Source organism: Methylobacterium sp. Leaf99 (genome assembly GCF_001422375.1).
In the GTDB taxonomy this organism is placed as follows: Bacteria; Pseudomonadota; Alphaproteobacteria; order Rhizobiales; family Beijerinckiaceae; genus Methylobacterium.
Map to the genome: position 1 here is coordinate 25,622 of NZ_LMMU01000007.1, position 18,385 is coordinate 44,006.

The following is an 18,385-nucleotide window of genomic DNA, read 5'->3' on the forward strand; positions in this document are numbered from 1 at the left end:
CGATGGGACCGAAACCGCCGCCGGTCCGGCGTGCGGCCCGTCCCCGGTGCGGTCAATTGGTCCGTTCGTAGTTTCGAACCGTTCGATTATATAACGGATGCGTCCGGCCCCGCGAAGGGGCCGCGCCCGCTCCCAATGCCTCAGGGTCAAACGTGTCCGATCGCATCGTGTTCGCCTGTTCCTGCGAGGGGACCATGCCCCTCGACGCAAGCGCCATCGCGCGCGGCTGTGGCGGCTCCCTGCGGACCGCCGACCAGCTCTGCGGGCGGGAGCTCGACCGCTTTCGCGAAGCTTTGGGTGAGGGCGGGCCCGTCACCGTGTCTTGCACCCTGCAGGCGCCCCTGTTCGACGAGGTCGCCGAGGAGCTGGGCGCGGAGGACCGCGTCACCTACGCCAAGATCCGCGAGACCGCGGGCTGGTCCACCGAGGCCGAAGCGGCCGGGCCGAAGATGGCCGCTCTCCTGGCCGCCGCCGCCGAACCCGTCCCCGACGCCGGCACCGTCTCCATGGAGAGCCAGGGCATCGCGCTGATCTACGGCCGGGACGCCGTCGCCATCGAGGCCGGGCGGCGGCTTTCGGACAGTCTCGACGTCACTGTGCTGCTGACCCGTCCGGACGCCGTCGAGCCGCCCCAGCGCAACGACTTTCCCGTGCTCCAGGGCACCGTGGCGGGCGCCACCGGCCGGCTCGGGGCGTTCGAGCTGCGGATCGACGATTACGCCCTCCCCGCCCCCTCGTCGCGCACGCATCTCGTCTTCGGTCCGCCCCGTAACGGCGCCACCTCGACCTGCGACGTGGTCCTCGACCTCACCGGCGGCACGCCGCTGTTTCCCGCCCATGATCTGCGCAGCGGCTACCTTCGCGCCGACCCGCGCGATCCGGCTGCGGTGGAGCGCGCCATCACGGCGGCGGCCGACCTCGTCGGCACCTTCGACAAGACGAAGTTCGTCACCTTCCACGCTGATCTTTGCGCGCATTCGCGTTCGCGCATCACCGGTTGCACCCGCTGCCTCGAGGTCTGCCCCACGGGGGCCATCGCGTCGGCGGGCGATACCGTGGCCATCGATCCCTACATTTGCGCCGGCTGCGGCAACTGCGCCGCCGTGTGCCCGACGGGGGCGGCGGCCTACGCCCTGCCCCCCGCCGATGCCCTGATGCGGCGCCTGCGGAGCCTGATGCTGGCCTACGGGGAGTCCGGGGGCCGGGGTGCTACGATCCTGTTCCACGACGGCGATCACGGCGAGCCGCTCATCGATGCGCTGGCCCGCCACGGCGACGGCCTGCCGGCCCATGTGTTGCCGGTGCGGCTCAACGAGATCACGCAGCTCGGCCCCGAGGCCATGGCGGCCCTGTTCGCCTTTGGCGCCTCCGGCGTGCGCGTGCTCGCCCGGGCGCGGCCCCATCACGACCTCGACAGCCTCCACCGGAGCGTGGCCCTGGCCGAGACCCTGGCCCAGGCCCTCGGATACGGCGCTGGGACGCCCGTGGTCTCCGTGATCGAGACCGACGATCCCGAGGCCCTCGGGGCCGCCCTGGCGGAGGTCCGCTCCGGCACGGCGTCGTCACGGCCGAGCCGGTTCATGCCCGTCGGTGGCAAGCGCGAGGTGCTGCGCTTCGCCTTCCGCGAGATGTACGAGGTGGCGCCCCGGCCCACGGCCTTCGTGCCCCTCGCGGCGGGGGCCCCCTTCGGCGGCCTCGACTTCCGTACCGAGGACTGCACCCTCTGCCTCGCCTGCGTCGGCGCCTGCCCGACAAACGCCCTGTCGGACAGCAGCGACCGGCCGCTGCTGGCCTTCGAGGAGAGCCTGTGCGTCCAGTGCGGCCTCTGCGCCGCCACCTGCCCGGAATCGGTCATCGATCTCCGCCCCGGGCTCGACTTCGAGGCCTGGACCGCGCCGCGCCGCATCGTGAAGGAGGAGGAGCCGTTCTGCTGCATCGCGTGCGCCAAGCCGTTCGGCACCCGCAGCACCATCGAGCGGGTCGTCGAGAAGCTGCGCGAGCGCCACTGGATGTTTTCGGGGTCCGGCGGGCCTGAGCGGATCAACGCCCTGATGATGTGCGAGGATTGCCGCGTCGAATCCGCCCTGAACCAGGGTTTCGACCCCCATGCCGGGCCGGAGCGGACGCGCACCCGCACGACGGAGGATTACCTTCGCGAGCGGGCGGAGCGGGGCGAGGCGGTCTGAGCAACGGCATGGAGGCCCTGCGCTGGCGGGCCATGGTGCCGGCCGATCTCGGGGCCGTCGTCGCCCTCGCCGATGACCTGTTCCCTGACCATTACGAGGCGCCCGCGCGCTTCGCCGAACGGCTCCGGGCGAGCCCCGCCCTGTGCCGGGTGCTGGCGCGCGAGAACGGGCCGATCCGGGGCTATTGCGTCGCCTATCCCTGGCCGCTCGGCCGCATTCCGCCCCTGAACCGGCCCCTGCCGAAGACCCTCGGCGCTGCGGGAGCGATCTACCTCCACGATCTCGGCCTGCATCCCGACGCCGTGGGCCATGGTTATGCCCGTCGGGCCGTCGCCGACCTCGTCGCGCACGCCAGCGCCACGCCCATCGCCCTCGTCGCCGTGAACGGCTCATCCGCCTTCTGGGCGGCGCAGGGGTTTTGCGAGGCGACGGGCGATCCGGTGCTCGCGAAAAAGCTCGCGGGCTACGGACCCGACGCCCGCTACATGATCCGGCACCCCTGACGGGGGCGCCTCACGGCAGGGCCGTCGCCTTTTCGAGGAAGCGCACGAGTGCCTCGCGGTCCTCGGCGGTGTTGATGGTCTGCTCGGGCATCCGCGTGCCCGGCGTGTAGCGGGCCGGACCGACCTCGAACAGGCGGGCGATGGCGGCGGCATCCCAGACGAGGTCCATGGATTTCAGCGCCTCGGAATAGCGGTAGCCGGGCTCGCTCGCGATGCGGCGGCCGATGATGCCGGCGAGATTCGGGCCGGCGCGCGGTCCGTCCCCCGGCCTGAGGGCGTGGCAGGCGACGCAGGCACGGTAGACCTCCGCGCCGCGATCCCCGTGGAAGGTCGCCAGGGTGTCGGCGGGGCGGGGCAGGCTGAGCGCACCGATGGGCTCGCCGGTCATGGCGTTCCAGCGCCGGACCAGCCGGTCGCTCCCGCCGGTGACGAGCTCGTCGCCGCGCCAGGCCACGGACCAGACCGGCAGGCCGGGCCCGACGAGGCGGCGCAGGATCGCACCCGTAGCGCGGTCGATGACCGCGACGGTGCCCCCCGCCGTGGCGGCGGCGAGGCGGGTCTCGTCGGGCGAGAGCGCCAGCGCGATCACCGGGTTCGGCCCGACCTCGCTGGCGGTCCGCTCACTTCCGTCCGGGCGCAGGAAGCGCACGATCGCATCCCCGCCTGCCACGGCGATCTCGCCGTCGCGGGCCACCGCGAGGGCGTTCAGCGGCGTCGGCAGGGTGATGACGCGGGGTGGCGCGTCCTCCGTCGGCCAGATCCGCAGGGTCGCATCGTAGCCCGCCGTGGCGATCCGGCCGTCGGGCAGGAAGGCGACGGCGTTGACGGGGCCCGCATGCCCCGCCAGCACCCGCGCCGGTCCGCCGGCCAGGGGCCGGACCCGCGCGTTTCCGTCCCAGGAGGCCGAGGCGAGACTGAGCCCGTCCGGGGACACCGCGAGCCCGGCCACCGGCCCGGTATGCTCGGCAAAGGTCCGCTCGGGCTCCGGCCGGCCGATCCGCCACAGGGCGATGCGGCCATCCTCCGAGGCCGTGGCGAATCCACCATCGGGCAGGGTGGCGACGGCATTCACGGCGCCCTCGTGGAAGCGCAGGACGCTGAGCGCGGTGCCGTTCGCGATCCCCCACACGATCACCGCCTGGTCGAACCCGCCCGAGATCGCGATCTCGCCGCCCGGCACCACGGCGAGCGCCCGCACCGGGCCGCCATGGCCGCGCATCTGCGCCAGGGCCGGCGGGGTTACGAGGGGGACGGCGAGCAGGCCGAACACTCCAAGGACGGATCGCACGAAACGCAGGCGCCGCATCGCTCTCCAGGTCCGGTCCCCCGGCCCGGCGCCGGTTCGGCTGGACCTTAGACGAGGTGCGCAGGTCCTGTCCCGAGCTCCACCCTGGGGCCCTGTGCCGCGCGCGAACACGCCGGGTAGGAAGACCGCCCGCGCTTGATCAACGCGGACGGATGCCGCATGCGATGGCGCATGACGTTCCTCGCCCTGACGGAAGCCGGGATCGGCCGACGGCGCGCCTTCGCGAGACCGGCGTGACGCGGTTCGCTTCAGCCGCCCTGATGCCCCTGGCCGACGCGGTGTCGGGCCTGATCGCGGGCGTTTCGCCCGTGGCGGAGCGCGAGCTGCCCCCCCGTGCGGCCCTCGGCCTCGCGGCGGCCCGTGACGTCATCGCCGAACGCGGCTGGCCCGAATGCCCCACGGCCCTGCGCGACGGCTGGGCGGTGCGAGCCGATGCCGTCACCGGGGCCTCGGCCTATTCGCCGATCCTTCCGAGCGCTCCGCCGGTCTGGGTCGAGGCGGGGGAACACCTTCCCGAGGGGCCCGACACCGTGCTCCCGCCCGAAGCCCTGGAGGGCCGGGCGATCGTCGCGGACGCTCCCCCCGGCGACGGCGTCCGCCAACGGGGCGAAGACGTCGCGGCCGGCACCCGCCTCCTCGCCGCCGGCATGCGTGTCGCCCCGCGCCATCTCCTCGCCCTGGCGGCGGCCGGCGTCGAGTCCGTCGCCGTGCGCGTCCCGCGCGTCGCCCTCATCGCCGCCGCGACGCCCTCGACCGATACGCTCTCGGTCCTGATCGCCCGCGAGGGCGTCGAGTTGGGGGAGCGCATCGACGCGCCCGATACCCTCGACGGCATCGCCGCCGCGATCCGCGCGGCGCGGGCCGATGCCGTGCTGGTCCTCGGCGGCACTGGTCCCGGTCGGACCGACCACGCCGTCGCCGCCCTGGCCCTGGCGGGCGAGGTCCTGGCCCACGGCATCGCGCTCCGCCCGGGTGAAACCGCTGCCTTCGGCCGCGCCGGGGGCCGTCCCGTCCTGCTGCTGCCGGGCCGCCCCGAGGCGGCGCTCGCGGTGTTCCTCACCCTCGGGCGTCCCCTGCTGGCGGCGTTGTCCGGCGTTCGCGTGCCTGAGCCCGAGGGCGGCACGCTGCTGCGCAAGGTCACCGCCACCATCGGCACCAGCGACGTGGTGTTCGTGCACCGCCACGCCGATGGCCTCGAGCCCCTCGGCGGGGCGGACCTTCCCCTGTCGCACCTCGCCGAGGCGGATGCGGCCATCCTGGTGCCGCCGGAGCGGGAGGGTTATCCGGAGGGCACCAGACTCGGGATCCTGCCGCTGTGACGATGACGGAGCGCGATCTTCCTTTCCGCGAACGCCTCGCGGCGGCGGCCCGGCAGGAGCAGTTCCTGACCGTGGTGAGCCGCGAGGAGGCGTCGGCGCGCTTCCGGGCGGCGGTACCCCACAGGACCCTGCCGTCCGAGTCCGTCGTCCTGGCCGAGGCCCTGGGCCGTGTCCTGGCCGGGGATGTGGCCTCCCCCATCGACGTGCCGCCCTTCGACCGGGCCCTGGTGGACGGCTTCGCCGTGCGGGCCACGGATACGCAGGGCTCGCGTTCCGCGAGCCCCCGGCGCCTGATCCTCAACCCCGAAATCCTCGCCTGCGGCGTCGCACCGCGCCTTGCCGTGGCCGAGGGCACCGCCACCCCCATCGCCACCGGCGGCGTCATCCCGCGCGGCGCCGACGCCGTGGTGATGGTCGAGCAGACGGAGTTTCAGGGTGAAGCGCTCGCCATCGACCTCGTCCAGGCGGCGCGGCCGGGCCAGTTCGTCGGTTATGCCGGGGCCGACATGGCCGCCGGCGAGACGGTCCTGCGCCAGGGCCTGCGGATCACCGCCCGCGAGATCGGCATGCTGGCCGCCTGTGGCCTTGCCCGTGTTCCGGTGGTGCGCCGGCCCCGCGTGGCGGTGCTTTCGACGGGCGACGAACTCGTCGCCGTCGGTGCGCCCCTCCCCCCCGGGGCGATCTACGATTCCAACGGGCCGATCGTCGCCGCCGCCGTCACCGAGAACGGCGGCGAGGCCGTGCCGCTGGGTATCGTCCGGGACGACGCGGCGGCCCTGCGGGAGGCCCTGCACCGGGCGCTCACCGAGACCGACATCGTCATCCTCTCGGGCGGCACCTCGAAGGGGGCGGGCGACGTCTCCCACCGCATCCTGAAGGACATCGGGGCCCCCGGCATCCTCGTCCACGGCGTCGCGCTGAAGCCCGGCAAGCCCCTGTGCCTCGCCGTGGCGGAGGGCAAGCCCGTCATCGTGCTGCCGGGCTTCCCGACCTCGGCCATCTTCACGTTCCACGATTTCGTCGTGCCCCTCATCCGCGCCATGGCGGGCCTGCCGCCGCGGGAGGACGAGGCCGTCGCGGCGGTGCTGCCGCAGCGCGTGGCCTCCGAACTCGGGCGGACGGAATTCGTGATGGCGTCCCTGGCCGAGACGCCCGACGGGATGGTCGCGCTGCCCGTGTCGAAGGGGTCGGGCTCCGTCACGGCGTTCTCCCAGGCCGACGGCTTCTTCGCCGTCCCCGCCGCGCGCTCGGGCGTCGAGGCCGGCGAGACCGTGTCCGTCACCCGGCTCGGGGCGGGCGTGCGCCCGCCCGACCTCACCCTGATCGGCAGCCACTGCGTCGGCCTCGACCGCGTCGTCGGTCTCCTGGCCGAACGGGGCTTGCGGGCCCGCACCCTCTGGGTCGGCTCCGCCGGCGGCCTCGCCGCCCTCCAGCGCGGCGAATGCGATCTCGCCGCCCTCCACCTCCTCGACCCCGCGACCGGCCTCTACAACAGCCCCTTCCTCGCCGAGGGCTTCCGTCTCGCCCCCGGCTGGGGCCGTCTCCAGGGGGTGGTGTTCCGGCGCGGCGATCCCCTGTTCGCGGATCGCGAGGCCGGGGCGGCGGTGGCCGCCGCGCTCGCCGTCCCCGAGGCCGTGATGGTCAACCGCAACGTCGGCTCCGGCACCCGCGCGCTCGTCGACGGTCTCCTGCGGGGGAGCCGGCCCGCCGGGTTCTGGAACCAGCCGCGCTCGCACAACGCCGTGGCGGCGGCGGTGGCGCAGGGGCGGGCCGACTGGGGCGTCGCCATCTCCACCGTGGCCCGCGCCTACGGCCTCGGCTTCCTGCCGCTCACGGAAGAGCGCTACGACTTCGCCTACGCGGCGGACAAGCGCGACACGCCGGCGCTCGCGGCCTTCCTTGACGCGCTCGCCGAGGAACGGACCCGCGCGGCGCTTCGCGACCTCGGCTTCCGCGTCGGAGAGGTTCCATGACCGCGCCCCGGATCATCGGCCTCGCCGGCTGGAGCGGGGCCGGCAAGACCACCCTGCTGACGCGGCTGATCCCGGCCCTCGTGGCGCGCGGCCTGCGGGTGGCGACCCTCAAGCACGCTCATCACGAGTTCGACGTGGACCAGCCGGGCAAGGATTCCCACCGCCACCGCGAGGCGGGGGCCGGCGAGGTCATCGTCTCGTCCGCCCGGCGCTGGGTCCAGATCCACGAGGTGGCGGATGGCCGGGAGGCGACTTTGGCCGATCTCCTCCAAAGGCTCTCGCCGTGCGACCTCGTCCTCGTCGAGGGCTTCAAGCGCGAGGCGCACGCCAAGCTCGAGGTTCACCGCGCCGCCAACGGCCGGCCGCCGCTCCATCCCGGCGATCCGCGCATCGTCGGGGTCGCGAGCGATACGGTTTTCCCCGAGGCGGGCGTGCCGGTGGTGGGCCTCGACGCGATCGCGGCCATCGCCGACCTCGTCCTCGCCCGTTCCGAACCCTTTGCTGCGACCCTGGACAGGCTTGGGAGGCGACATGGCGCAGCTGAGTGACGATTGCTTCGCCTTCGGCGGGGCCCTGATGCGGATCGAGGACGCGGCGAGCCTCATCGCCGCGCGCCTGCCCGTCCTGGCCGGGACCGAGTGGGTGCCGCTCGCCCGGGCCGACGGGCGGGTGGCGGCCGAAGATGTCATCGCCGGTCACGACGTTCCGCCGTTCGCGAATTCCGCCGTCGACGGCTACGCCGCGCGCTATGCCGATCTCCAGGCGAAGGGCGAGACCCGCCTGCCCGTCCGGGGCCGGCTTCCGGCGGGGGCCGTGCCGGACGGTATCGACACCCCCGGCGGCGCCGTACGGATCTTCACGGGCGCCGCCCTGCCGCCCGGCGCCGACACCGTGTTCATGCAGGAGGACGTGCGCCGCGACGGCGCCGCGGTCCTGCTGCCGCAGGGACTGAAGCGCGGGGCCAACGCCCGCGCCGCCGGCGAGGATGTCGCGCGCGGTGAGCGCATCATCGCCGCCGGCCGCCGGCTCGTGCCGCAGGACGTCGCGCTCGCCGCCGCCACCGGCCATGCGCGGCTGCCCGTCCGCACCCGCCTGCGCGTCGCCCTGTTCTCCACCGGGGACGAACTGGTGGAGCCGGGCGCCCCCCTCGGGGTCGGCGCCATCCATGATTCCAACCGGGTGATGCTCGCCGCCCTCCTGGTCCGCCTCGGGGTCGAGGTGGACGATCTCGGCATCCTGCGCGACGAACCCGGGGCCTTGGCCGCACGCCTCGCGGACGCCGCCCGCGACCACGACCTCATCCTCACCTCGGGCGGCGTCTCGACGGGCGAGGAAGACCATGTCCGCACCGCCGTGGAGGCGGTCGGCCAGCTCCTGTTCTGGCGCCTCGCCATCAAGCCCGGCCGCCCCGTCGCCATGGGCCTCGTGAACGGCACCCCGTTCGTCGGCCTGCCGGGCAATCCCGTCGCGGTCTACGTGACCCTGCTGTTCGTGGTGCGTCCCCTGCTCGCGCGCCTGAGCGGCGAAAGCGCCGTGCCGGTGGTTCCCCAGAGGGTGCGTGCCGCCTTCACCTATCGCAAGAAGACGGGACGCCGGGAATTCGTCCGCGTCACCGTAGCGCCCGGTTCCGACGGCGTGATGGAAGCGCGCAACTTCCCCCGCGAGGGCGCCGGCCTCCTCACGTCGCTGACCGGGAGCGACGGCCTCGCCGAACTGCCGGACGAGGCCATCGGCGTCGCGCCCGGCGACACCCTCGCGTACTATCCGCATGCCACGCTCTGGTAGCCCTGCGCGTCATCGATCGTCTAGGTCCGGCACATAGGAAGTGGGCTGCCTATTGATCTTGTCTGGCCGGGCGTAGCATCGCAGCGGACCCTCCGCATCCGGCCCGCATGACCGAGACCCTCCACGAGACGTTTTCACGGCTGGCGACCCTCGACCGCGACGTCGTCGCCATCGCGTGGCTGTCCCTGCGCGTCAGCCTGTCGGCCGTCGCCATCGGCCTGCTCCTGGGCATCCCCCTGGGCGCGTTCCTCGCCGTCGCGCGGTTCCGGGGACGGCCCGCGATCGTCGGGCTGCTCAACGCGTTCATGGGGCTGCCGCCGGTGATCGTCGGGCTGGTGCTCTACCTCGTCCTGTCGCGCTCGGGACCGTTCGGGCCGCTGGGCCTGCTGTTCACCCCCGGCGCCATGGTGGCGGCGCAGGCGGTGCTCGCCACCCCCCTCGTGGCGGCCCTCACCCGGCAGGTGATCGCCGATGCCGAAGACCATCTCGGCGAGCAGCTGCGCTCCCTCGGCCTGTCGGCGCCGCGCCGGGCATGGGTGCTGATCTACGACACCCGCTTCTCTCTGGTCACGACGGCGCTGGCCGCGTTCGGGCGGGCGATCTCCGAGATCGGCGCCGTGCTGGTGGTGGGCGGCAACATCGACGGGCACACCCGCACCATGACGACGGCGATCTCCCTGGAGACCCAGAAGGGCGATCTCAGCCTCGCCCTGGCCCTCGGGCTCGTCCTCATCGCCCTCGTCATCGCGGTGAATGCGGTGGCCGCCCTCCTGCGCGGCCACGCCGCCCGCGCCTACGGGTGAGCGGGATGGCGGGCATCACCCTCACGGACATCCGCCTGATCCTGAACGGCACCACGATCCTCGATGGCCTGAGCCTCGCGATCCCGCCCGGCGGCATCACCGCCCTCGTCGGTCCCAACGGGGCGGGCAAGAGCGCGACCCTGCGGGTGATCGACGGCCTCCTCGTCCCGACGAGCGGCAGCCTGCGGGTGCCGGGTGCGGCGCGCCGGGCCTTCGTGTTCCAGAAGCCCGCCCTCATCCGGGCGAGCGCCGCCGCCAACGTGGCGCTGGGCCTCGCGCGCCTCGGACTGCCCCGAGCCGAGCGCGGGGAGCGCACCCGCGCGGCCCTGGCCCGGGTCGGCCTCGCCCACCGGGCCGGCGACCCGGCCACGCGCTTTTCCGGCGGCGAACAGCAGCGCCTTGCCCTCGCCCGGGCCTGGGCGGCCCGGCCCGATCTCCTGCTCCTCGACGAACCGACGGCGAACCTCGATCCCGGCGCAACCGACCTCGTGGAAGCGCTCATCGCCGAGATGGCGGCGGTGGGCACCAAGGTCGTGCTCGTGTCGCACAACCTCGCGCAGGTCGCGCGGCTCGCCGCCGACGTGATCGTCCTCGCGCGCGGCCGCGCCGTCGAGCACGGCCCGACCCGCACCACCCTGCTGTCCCCGCGCACGCCCGAAGCGCGTGCCTATTTCGATGGAGAACTGCCTTGGACTTCCCTCGCCGCGGCTTCCTGACCCTCGGACTTCTCGCACTCCTGGGGACTTCCCCCGTGAGCGCCGAGCCGGCCTCCATCGTCGTGGCCTCCACCACCTCGACGGAGCAGTCCGGCCTGTTCAAGCACATCCTGCCCGCCTTCGCGGCGAAGACCGGCATCGCCGTGAAGGTGGTGGCCCTCGGCACCGGCCAGGCCCTCGACGCGGCGCGCCGGGGCGATGCCGACGTGGTTCTCGTCCACGACCGGCCGGCGGAGGACGCCTTCGTGGCGCAGGGCTTCGCCAAGGCGCGCTTCGACGTGATGTACAACGACTTCGTGCTGGTGGGGCCGAAGGGCGACCCGGCCGGCGCCAGGGGCACCGACATCACCGCAGCCCTCCGGAAGGTGGCGGCGGCCAAGGCGCCGTTCGTGTCGCGGGGCGACCGCTCCGGCACCCACAGCGCCGAGCTGCGGGCCTGGAAGGAGGCCGGGATCGATTTGGCCGCCGTGAAGGGCGAATGGTACCGCGACGTCGGCCAGGGCATGGGGCCGGCCCTGAACACGGCCTCCGCCCTCGACGCCTACCTCCTGGCCGATCGCGGCACCTGGCTCGCGTTCAAGAACCGGGGCGATCTCGCCATCCTGGTCGAGGGCGACAAGCGCCTGTTCAATCCCTACGGCGTGATGCTGGTCGACACGGACAAGCACCCCGCCGTGAAGGTGAAGGAGGGGCAGGCCTTCATCGATTGGCTCGTCTCGCCGGAGGGGCAGGCCTCCATCGCCGCCTACAGGATCGGCGGCGAGCAGCTGTTCTTCCCGAGTGCCGGGGCCGTTCGCGCCCCGTGACCCTCACCGCGCCCGGCGTCGCACGAGGTACCAGAGCGCAGCGCCGAGACCGATGACGACGAGGCTGGCCCAGACCCAGTTGAAGTCCATCGACGAGAGGGTGTTGGCGGCGGAATTGGAGCCCGCCGGCCCGGTCTCCGGGATCGGCGGCGCCGGGTTCATGGCCTGGGCGAGGGCGTCGCCTGCAGCCCCGATCAGGAAGAGGGCGGCCAGAACCTTGTTCATCGCGCGGTCCTCACGGTTGCTTTCCGTCGAATCGGAAGGCGGGGGCGGCGGCGAGTTCCGCCTTCGTCAGCCGCAGTTCGGCCCGGACGGGTGCGTTGCCCGAAGCGCCGGCCAGCACGGTCGCCTGTTCGCCCGTGGGCTTCTGCGCCTCCGTCGATCCGGTCGCGTCGGTGACCCGGCCGCTGTGCTTGTCTTCGACGGCGCCGAGGACGTCGCGGGTGGTGTCGCTGCCCGGCATCGTCTGCGGGCCGGCCTGGGCGGCCTCGGCCGTGGTCGCGGCGTTCCGTGGGGTGGCGACGGAGGTCGGTCCCGCCGTCAGGGGCACGTCGCCGACGTTCCAGGCCAGCAGGTCGAAGGGGACCGCGACGTACTTCTCGCCGAGGCCGAGGAAGCCGCCGACGCCGATTACGACGGTCTCGATCCGGCCATCGGCCGCCAGAAGTACGTCCTCGATGGTGCCGACGCGGACGTGATCCATGCCGATGACGCCGACCCCGATGATCTTGGAGACCCGCATGGTGCCCGGCGCCGGAGCAGTCGGGAACCGGGACTCCCGGCTTGCACCGGCGTCCTCGGCGGCCCGCGCGGATGCGCTCAGGGCCAGGGTGCCCGGCCCGCACAGGGAGGCGGCGAGGAGCACGGCGCTCCACCGATAGGTTTTCATGGGTGACTCCAGGGGGCCGTGACGCAGGCCTCGACGTGTCAATGCTCGGGCGTGCGGTTCGGTTCATCGGGGCCCCGTCGGGGATGCCGGGGCGACAAACTGCGAAAAATCGTCCAGAGCACGCGGCCGGACCCCGTTTTCGAGGCCCCTGCCCCTGATGCCTGCCGAGCCCCTCCTCGTTGCGGCCGCGCTCCTGCCCTTCCTCGGCAGCGTGGCGGCGGCCCTGCTGCCCCGGGACGCGCGCAACGCCGCCGCCCTGCTGGCCGGTTTCGTCACGCTCGCGAGCCTCGCCTGCGTCGGTGCGCTCTCTCCGCGCGTCGGCGCCGCGCCGGTGGTGCAGACCATCGATTGGCTGCCCTCGCTGGGCGTCGCGTTCACGCTCCGGCTCGACGGGTTGGCCTGGCTGTTCGCCGTCCTCGTCCTCGCCATCGGCGCCCTCGTGGTGCTCTACGCGCGCTACTACATGTCGGCGCGGGACCCCGTCCCGCGCCTGTTCTCGTTCTTCCTCGCCTTCGTCGGGGCGATGCTCGGCATTGTGCTGGCCGGCAACCTGATTCAGCTTGTGGTGTTCTGGGAGCTCACGAGCGTCTTCTCGTTCCTGCTCATCGGTTACTGGTACGACAACCGCGCGGCGCGGGACGGTGCCCGCATGGCCCTGACCATCACGGCCTTCGGCGGCCTGTGCCTCCTCGTCGGCATGGTGCTCGTCGGCCGCATCGTCGGCAGCTACGATCTTGCCGTGGTCCTGGCGTCCGGCGATGCCATCCGGACGAGCCCGCTCTACCTGCCCGCCCTCGTCCTGATCCTGGCGGCGGCCCTGACGAAATCGGCGCAGTTCCCGTTCCACATCTGGCTGCCCCGCGCCATGGCGGCACCGACGCCGATCAGCGCCTACCTGCATTCCGCCACCATGGTGAAGGCCGGCATCTTCCTGATGATCCGCTTCTGGCCGGTGCTGGCCGAGACCGACGCCTGGTACTGGATCGTCGGCACCGCCGGCATGGCGACGATGCTGGTCGGCGCCTGGAGCGCGATCTTCCAGCACGACCTCAAGGGCCTGCTCGCCTATTCCACCATCAGCCACCTCGGGCTGATCACGCTTCTGCTCGGCCTCAACTCGCCGCTGGCCGTGGTCGCGGCGATCTTCCACACGGTGAACCACGCCACCTTCAAGGCGTCGCTGTTCATGGCGGCCGGCATCATCGACCACGAGACCGGGACCCGCGACATGCGCCGCCTCAGCGGCCTGTGGCGGGCCATGCCCTACACCGCGACCCTCGCCATGGTCGCCGCCGCCGCCATGGCCGGCGTGCCCCTGCTCAACGGCTTCCTGTCGAAGGAGATGTTCCTGTCGGAGGCCGTCGACAACGTCGGCGACCACCCGCTCCAGCTCGCCCTGCCGGTGCTGGCGACCGTGGCCTCCGCCTTCACGGTGCTCTATTCCCTGCGCTTCATCCGCCAGACCTTCTTCGGGGCGCCGCCCCACGACCTGCCGAAGGCGCCGCACGAGCCGGAACGCTGGATGCGCCTGCCCATCGAGATCCTGGTCCTGGCCTGCATCAGTGTCGGCCTCGTCCCGAACCTCACCATCGGGCCGGCCCTGGAGACGGCGTCGCGCGCCGTGTTCGGCGAGGCCGGCCCGGCCTACGACCTCGCCATCTGGCACGGCTTCAACGCGCCCCTCGCCCTCAGCATGGGGGCGCTCGCCGGCGGTGTCGGCCTCTACCTCGCGTTCGGCCGGCGCATCAACACCAACCCCCGCGGCGGCCCCTGGCTCCTGCACCGCCTCGACGGCGGCTGGATGTTCGAGCGCGCCATGACCGGCCTCGTCCACGCGGCCCGCTGGCTCGAGCGGAGCCTCGGGGCGACGCGGGTTCAGGTACAGCTGCGCACCCTGTTCCTCGTCGCCATCATCGCCGGCCTGTCGGCCGTCCTCGCGCGCGGCCTTCCGCCGATGCCCGTCCCCGACCTCTCCGGGATCGATCCCGCCTTCGCGCTCCTGTGGCTGGTGGGCGGCGCCTGCGCCGTGGGTGCGGCCGAGCGCGCCAAGTACCACCGCCTATCGGCCGTGATCCTCACGGGCGGGGCGGGCCTCGTCGGCAGCCTCACCTTCGTCTGGCTGTCGGCGCCCGATCTCGCCGTCACCCAGCTCCTCGTCGAGATCGTCACCACGGTGCTGCTGCTGCTCGGCCTGCGCTGGCTGCCCAAGCGCGACGCGGCGATTCCCGCGCCGGCCGCCGAGCACCGCCGCGCGCGCCGCCGCCGCTTCACCGACTTCGCCGTCGCGGGGGCCGTCGGGACGGGGCTCGCCACCCTCGCCTACGCGGTGATGACCCGGCCGGCCCCCGAGGGGATCGCCCGCTGGTTCATCGACGAAGCCTATCCCCAGGCCGGCGGTCGCAACGTCGTCAACGTCCTGCTGGTGGATTTCCGCGCCTTCGACACCATGGGCGAGATCTGCGTCCTCGGAATCGTCGGTCTTACGGTCTTCGCTCTGCTCCGCCGGTTCCGCCCGGCCGCCGACAGCCTTGAGCGTCCGAAGCAGCAACTCAGGCAGGAGGCCGCCGATCGCGCCCACGAGGATCGCAGCGTCGGCGACACCGCCGCCGACGCCATGCTGATCCCCGGCGTGGTGATCACCTGGCTGTTCCCGTTCATCTGCGTGCTGGCCCTGCACCTCTTCCTGCGCGGGCACGACTGGCCCGGCGGCGGATTCGCGGCCGGCATCGCGCTCACCATCGCCTTCGTGCTCCAGTACATGGCCCACGGCGCCCAATGGGTCGAAGAGCGCCTGCGCATCCAGCCGATCGCGTGGATCGGCTTCGGCCTCCTCGTCGCCGTCCTGGCCGGCGCCGTGCCCTGGCTGTTCGGCCGCCCGTTCCTCACCGCCGCCTTCCAGTACGCCGACGTGCCGGTCCTCGGGAAAATCCCCCTGGCCAGCGCCGTGGCCTTCGATCTCGGCGTCGTCGTCCTCGTCGTCGGGGCCAGCGTGCTCATGCTCGTCGCCCTGGCGCGGCAATCCCTGCGCCGCGCCCGCGAGGCGGCGGCCGAGATGGAGACGGAAGCCTGCATGGAGACGAAGCGCTGATGGAGATCGTCCAGTCCCTGGGGATCGGCCTGTTCGCCGCCTCGGGCGTCTGGCTGCTCCTGCGGCCGCGCACCTTCCAGGTGGTCCTCGGACTGTCGCTGCTGACCTATGCGGTGAACCTGTTCATCTTCGCCATGGGCCGCCTGACGGTGGGTGCCCCGCCGGTCCTTCAAGCCGGCGCCGATGCGGCACGGATCGCCGACCCGGTGCCCCAGGCCCTGGTGCTCACCGCCCTCGTCATCAGCTTCGCGCTGACCGCCCTGTTCCTCGTCGTCCTCCTCGCCGCCCGGGGCATCACCGGCAGCGATCACGTCGATGGCCGCGAGCCCGGCGCATGAGTTCGGGAGCCGACCACCTCATCGTTCTGCCCGTCGTGCTGCCCATCGCGGCGTCGGGCCTGATGCTGCTCCTCGACGAGCGCCGCAGCGGCCTCAAGGCGGCCATCAGCCTCGCCACGACCACGGTGCTCCTCGTCACCGCCCTCCTCCTGGCGCGCGGGGCGATGGAGGCCCCCCAGGTCTACCGCCTGGGCAACTGGGCTGCCCCCTACGGCATCGTCCTCGTCGCCGACCGGCTCTCGGCGCTCATGCTGGTGCTGACGGGCGTTCTCGCCCTGGCCGCCCTCGTCTTCGCCGTCGCCCGCTGGGACCGGGCGGGACCGCGCTTCCACGCCCTGTTCCTGCTGCTGCTGATGGGGGTGAACGGCGCCTTCCTCACAGGCGACTTCTTCAACCTGTTCGTGTTCTTCGAGGTGATGCTGGCCGCCTCCTACGGCCTGGTGCTGCACGGCTCCGGCGAGACCCGGATCAGGGCCGGGCTTACCTACATCGCCGTGAACCTCATCGCGTCGCTGTTCTTCCTCGTCGGCGTCAGCCTGATCTACGGCACCATGGGCACCCTCAACATGGCCGACCTCGCCCGGCGCCTGTCCACCCCGGCGGGCGCCGAGGCCGGGCTGTTCGAGGCCGGATGCGCCGTGCTCGGCATCGCCTTCCTCATCAAGTGCAGCGCCTGGCCCCTCGGGTTCTGGCTGGCCCCGACCTATTCCGCCGCGAGCGCACCCGCCGCCGCCATCTTGGCGATCCTCAGCAAGGTCGGCCTCTACGTCGTCGTGCGCCTGAGCCTGCTGCTCTTCGGCACCGGCGCCTCGGCGGGGTTCGGCCAGGGCTGGCTGTTCGCCGGCGGGCTCGCGACCGTCGCGTACGGCACCATCGGGATCCTCGCCGCGCGCGACCTCACGCGGGCGGCTTCCTACGCGGTGATGATCTCGTCCGGCACCGTGCTCGCCGCCCTCGGCACCGGCAGCCCGGCCGCCCTGTCGGGGGCCCTGTTCTACCTCGTCGGCTCGACCCTCGCGGCGGGGGCGCTGTTCTTGCTGGGCGAGATCCTCCAGCGCGGCCGTGACCCGGCCGCCGCCTCCCTCGCCGTGTTCGCCGACGAGTACCACGACCCCTTCGACGACGACGGCGCCACCGAGACCGGCCGCGCGATCCCGGCGGCCGTGGCGATCGTCGGCGGCGGCTTCCTGCTCTGCACCCTGATGCTCGCCGGCCTGCCGCCGCTCGCCGGCTTCATCGGCAAGCTCGCGATGTTCTCGGGGCTGGCGGGCGGGGCGATGACGCCCCTGGCCTGGGGCTTCGTCCTCGTCTTGACCCTTTCCAGCCTCGGCACCCTGATGCCCCTGGTGCGCCTCGGCATCCAGGGGTTCTGGGTACCGCACGACGGTCCCGACCCGGTGATCGGCCGGCTCGAATTCGCCGCGCTGGCGGGTCTGCTGGCCGTCTGCCTCGGCCTCACCCTGTGGGGCGGGGCGGGGCTCGCCTACACCGACCGCACGGTGGAGTGGCTGGCGCAGTCCGCCGCCTATGTCCGCGCGGTCCTCGATGGGGGCACCCCCTGAACCGGCTCCTGCCCTACCCCCTGCTCTCCCTCGGCCTTTTCGCGACGTGGCTGCTGCTGAACCCGCCGCTGACGCCGGCGACGGGGCTTCTCGCGGTGACCGTCGGATGGCTCGTGCCCTTCGTCATGCGGGCCCTGCGCCCCGAGGCCGTGCGCGTGCGGGCGCCGGGGGTGATCCTGGGACTCGCGGGGCACGTTCTCGTCGATGTGGTGCAGTCCAACATCGACGTCGCCAAGGTGATTTTGGGCCTGCGCCGGGGGACCCGCCGCACCGGCTTCGTCTCGATCCCCCTCGACCTGCGCAGCCCCTACGGCCTCGCCGTGCTGTCGATCATCCTCACGGCGACGCCCGGCACCCTTTGGATCCAGTACGAGTCCAACACCGGCCGCCTGCTCCTCCACGTCCTCGACCTCGTCGATGGCGACGCGTGGGTCCGCCGGGTCAAGGATCGCTACGAGCGCCCGCTGATGGAGGTCTTTTCGTGAGCCCGACGCTCGTCCTCACCTATGGTCTGGGACTGGCTCAGGCCATGCTGGTCCTCGCCATGACGCTCGCCGCCTGGCGAGTCCTGCGCGGTCCGCGCGCGCAGGACCGCGTGCTCGGCCTCGACACGCTCTACCTCAACGGCATGCTCGCCATCGTGGTGCACGGGATGCGCACGGGCAGCGGGCTCTATTTCGAGGCCGCCCTGGTCATCGGCCTGCTCGGATTCGCCGCGACCCTGGCGCTGGCGAAGTTCCTGATGCAGGGCGAGGTGATCCAGTGACTAAGGCTGATCTGCCCGCCTGGGGCGCCTGGCTCGTGGTCGCCCTGGCGCTCACGGGCGCCGGCTTCTCGCTCACGGGCGCCGCCGGCCTCATCCGCCTGCGGACCTTCTACGAGCGCGTCCACGCCCCCACCCTCGGGGCGACCCTCGGCATGGCCCTGATCGTCGCGGCCTCGGTGGTGTTCTTCTCGGTGACGGAGGGACGACTGGTCCTGCGCGACCTCCTGATCGGCCTGTTCCTCACGGTGACCACGCCCGTCACCCTGATCCTGCTCGGCCGCGCCGCCACCTACCGCGACCGGGCCGAGGGCAACGCCGACGCCCCGCCCGACCCGTAGGACGCTT

General features: G+C 72.9%; 18 protein-coding genes. 15 read left to right on the plus strand and 3 right to left on the minus strand.

Annotated features, from left to right (window positions below):
* Positions 1–194: 194 nt before the first annotated feature.
* Together ASF28_RS11205 and ASF28_RS11210 are read left to right on the plus strand one after the other, a co-directional pair.
* Positions 195–2,186: a 4Fe-4S binding protein gene (locus tag ASF28_RS11205; protein ID WP_056092165.1), complete on the plus strand. Its 1,992-nt coding sequence runs from the start codon at positions 195–197 to the stop codon at positions 2,184–2,186.
* An 8-nt stretch (positions 2,187–2,194) separates the two neighbouring features.
* Positions 2,195–2,689 (plus strand): GNAT family N-acetyltransferase, encoded by a 495-nt coding sequence (locus tag ASF28_RS11210; RefSeq protein WP_056092167.1) that lies wholly within the window; start codon positions 2,195–2,197, stop codon positions 2,687–2,689.
* Between the two features lie 10 nt (positions 2,690–2,699).
* Here ASF28_RS11210 and ASF28_RS11215 read toward each other — a convergent pair whose 3' ends face one another.
* Positions 2,700–3,995 carry a c-type cytochrome gene (locus ASF28_RS11215; protein WP_056092170.1) on the minus strand — a complete coding sequence of 432 codons (1,296 nt, stop codon included), beginning with the start codon at positions 3,993–3,995 and terminating at the stop codon, positions 2,700–2,702.
* Positions 3,996–4,228: 233 nt separating this feature from the next.
* On the opposite strand from ASF28_RS11215, the gene ASF28_RS11220 reads away from it, so the two are divergent.
* From ASF28_RS11220 to ASF28_RS11250, 7 genes are all read left to right on the plus strand, one after another.
* Positions 4,229–5,314, plus strand: coding sequence for a molybdopterin-binding protein (locus ASF28_RS11220; RefSeq protein ID WP_244474992.1), 1,086 nt, complete (start codon positions 4,229–4,231; stop codon positions 5,312–5,314).
* A 2-nt stretch (positions 5,315–5,316) separates the two neighbouring features.
* On the plus strand, positions 5,317–7,287 hold the full coding sequence (locus ASF28_RS11225) for a molybdopterin biosynthesis protein (protein ID WP_056092172.1): 1,971 nt from the start codon (positions 5,317–5,319) through the stop codon (positions 7,285–7,287).
* Entirely contained in the window at positions 7,284–7,835 is a 552-nt protein-coding gene (mobB, locus tag ASF28_RS11230) for a molybdopterin-guanine dinucleotide biosynthesis protein B (RefSeq protein ID WP_056092175.1), read from the plus strand. The genes ASF28_RS11225 and mobB overlap by 4 nt, the downstream gene beginning before the upstream one ends.
* The gene (locus ASF28_RS11235; RefSeq protein WP_056094062.1) at positions 7,819–9,072 is read left to right on the plus strand and encodes a molybdopterin molybdotransferase MoeA; all 1,254 of its coding nucleotides are present in this window, start codon (positions 7,819–7,821) and stop codon (positions 9,070–9,072) included. Before mobB ends, ASF28_RS11235 begins: the two co-directional genes overlap by 17 nt.
* Positions 9,073–9,179: 107 nt before the next feature.
* Entirely contained in the window at positions 9,180–9,875 is a 696-nt protein-coding gene (locus ASF28_RS11240; protein ID WP_056092178.1) for an ABC transporter permease, read from the plus strand.
* A gap of 5 nt (positions 9,876–9,880) precedes the next feature.
* On the plus strand, positions 9,881–10,591 hold the full coding sequence (locus tag ASF28_RS11245) for an ATP-binding cassette domain-containing protein (RefSeq protein ID WP_056092179.1): 711 nt from the start codon (positions 9,881–9,883) through the stop codon (positions 10,589–10,591).
* A complete protein-coding gene (locus ASF28_RS11250; RefSeq protein WP_056092182.1) occupies positions 10,564–11,397 on the plus strand; it encodes an extracellular solute-binding protein in 834 nt (277 codons plus the stop codon). The genes ASF28_RS11245 and ASF28_RS11250 overlap by 28 nt, the downstream gene beginning before the upstream one ends.
* 3 nt (positions 11,398–11,400) lie before the next feature.
* Here the strand turns inward: ASF28_RS11250 and ASF28_RS11255 are convergent, their stop codons facing one another.
* Together ASF28_RS11255 and ASF28_RS11260 are read right to left on the minus strand one after the other, a co-directional pair.
* The gene (locus ASF28_RS11255; RefSeq protein WP_056092185.1) at positions 11,401–11,622 is read right to left on the minus strand and encodes a hypothetical protein; all 222 of its coding nucleotides are present in this window, start codon (positions 11,620–11,622) and stop codon (positions 11,401–11,403) included.
* 10 nt (positions 11,623–11,632) lie between these two features.
* A complete protein-coding gene (locus ASF28_RS11260; protein WP_056092187.1) occupies positions 11,633–12,286 on the minus strand; it encodes a PRC-barrel domain-containing protein in 654 nt (217 codons plus the stop codon).
* Between the two features lie 157 nt (positions 12,287–12,443).
* Here ASF28_RS11260 and ASF28_RS11265 point away from each other — a divergent pair, with 157 nt between their 5' ends.
* The 6 genes from ASF28_RS11265 to mnhG are packed head-to-tail and all read left to right on the plus strand — an operon-like array spanning position 12,444 to position 18,378.
* Entirely contained in the window at positions 12,444–15,374 is a 2,931-nt protein-coding gene (locus tag ASF28_RS11265; RefSeq protein ID WP_056092189.1) for a monovalent cation/H+ antiporter subunit A, read from the plus strand.
* The gene (locus ASF28_RS11270) at positions 15,374–15,712 is read left to right on the plus strand and encodes a Na+/H+ antiporter subunit C (RefSeq protein WP_056092192.1); all 339 of its coding nucleotides are present in this window, start codon (positions 15,374–15,376) and stop codon (positions 15,710–15,712) included. Before ASF28_RS11265 ends, ASF28_RS11270 begins: the two co-directional genes overlap by 1 nt.
* A complete protein-coding gene (locus ASF28_RS11275) occupies positions 15,709–17,274 on the plus strand; it encodes a monovalent cation/H+ antiporter subunit D (protein WP_056092195.1) in 1,566 nt (521 codons plus the stop codon). Before ASF28_RS11270 ends, ASF28_RS11275 begins: the two co-directional genes overlap by 4 nt.
* Positions 17,271–17,759: a Na+/H+ antiporter subunit E gene (locus ASF28_RS11280; protein ID WP_056094065.1), complete on the plus strand. Its 489-nt coding sequence runs from the start codon at positions 17,271–17,273 to the stop codon at positions 17,757–17,759. The genes ASF28_RS11275 and ASF28_RS11280 overlap by 4 nt, the downstream gene beginning before the upstream one ends.
* Positions 17,756–18,040 carry a K+/H+ antiporter subunit F gene (locus tag ASF28_RS11285; RefSeq protein ID WP_056092197.1) on the plus strand — a complete coding sequence of 95 codons (285 nt, stop codon included), beginning with the start codon at positions 17,756–17,758 and terminating at the stop codon, positions 18,038–18,040. The genes ASF28_RS11280 and ASF28_RS11285 overlap by 4 nt, the downstream gene beginning before the upstream one ends.
* Positions 18,037–18,378, plus strand: coding sequence for a monovalent cation/H(+) antiporter subunit G (gene mnhG / locus ASF28_RS11290; RefSeq protein ID WP_056092199.1), 342 nt, complete (start codon positions 18,037–18,039; stop codon positions 18,376–18,378). Before ASF28_RS11285 ends, mnhG begins: the two co-directional genes overlap by 4 nt.
* Positions 18,379–18,385 lie beyond the last annotated feature (7 nt).

Excerpts from the sequence above, each read along its gene's own strand:
- ASF28_RS11205 (WP_056092165.1), top strand. The coding sequence starts at position 195 with ATGCCCCTCGACGCAAGCGCCATCGCGCGCGGCTGTGGCGGCTCCCTG.
- ASF28_RS11210 (WP_056092167.1), top strand. The coding sequence starts at position 2,195 with ATGGAGGCCCTGCGCTGGCGGGCCATGGTGCCGGCCGATCTCGGGGCC.
- ASF28_RS11215 (WP_056092170.1), bottom strand. The coding sequence starts at position 3,995 with ATGCGGCGCCTGCGTTTCGTGCGATCCGTCCTTGGAGTGTTCGGCCTG.
- ASF28_RS11225 (WP_056092172.1), top strand. The coding sequence starts at position 5,317 with ATGACGGAGCGCGATCTTCCTTTCCGCGAACGCCTCGCGGCGGCGGCC.
- mobB (WP_056092175.1), top strand. The coding sequence starts at position 7,284 with ATGACCGCGCCCCGGATCATCGGCCTCGCCGGCTGGAGCGGGGCCGGC.
- ASF28_RS11235 (WP_056094062.1), top strand. The coding sequence starts at position 7,819 with ATGGCGCAGCTGAGTGACGATTGCTTCGCCTTCGGCGGGGCCCTGATG.
- ASF28_RS11240 (WP_056092178.1), top strand. The coding sequence starts at position 9,180 with ATGACCGAGACCCTCCACGAGACGTTTTCACGGCTGGCGACCCTCGAC.
- ASF28_RS11245 (WP_056092179.1), top strand. The coding sequence starts at position 9,881 with ATGGCGGGCATCACCCTCACGGACATCCGCCTGATCCTGAACGGCACC.
- ASF28_RS11255 (WP_056092185.1), bottom strand. The coding sequence starts at position 11,622 with ATGAACAAGGTTCTGGCCGCCCTCTTCCTGATCGGGGCTGCAGGCGAC.
- ASF28_RS11260 (WP_056092187.1), bottom strand. The coding sequence starts at position 12,286 with ATGAAAACCTATCGGTGGAGCGCCGTGCTCCTCGCCGCCTCCCTGTGC.
- ASF28_RS11265 (WP_056092189.1), top strand. The coding sequence starts at position 12,444 with ATGCCTGCCGAGCCCCTCCTCGTTGCGGCCGCGCTCCTGCCCTTCCTC.
- ASF28_RS11270 (WP_056092192.1), top strand. The coding sequence starts at position 15,374 with ATGGAGATCGTCCAGTCCCTGGGGATCGGCCTGTTCGCCGCCTCGGGC.
- ASF28_RS11275 (WP_056092195.1), top strand. The coding sequence starts at position 15,709 with ATGAGTTCGGGAGCCGACCACCTCATCGTTCTGCCCGTCGTGCTGCCC.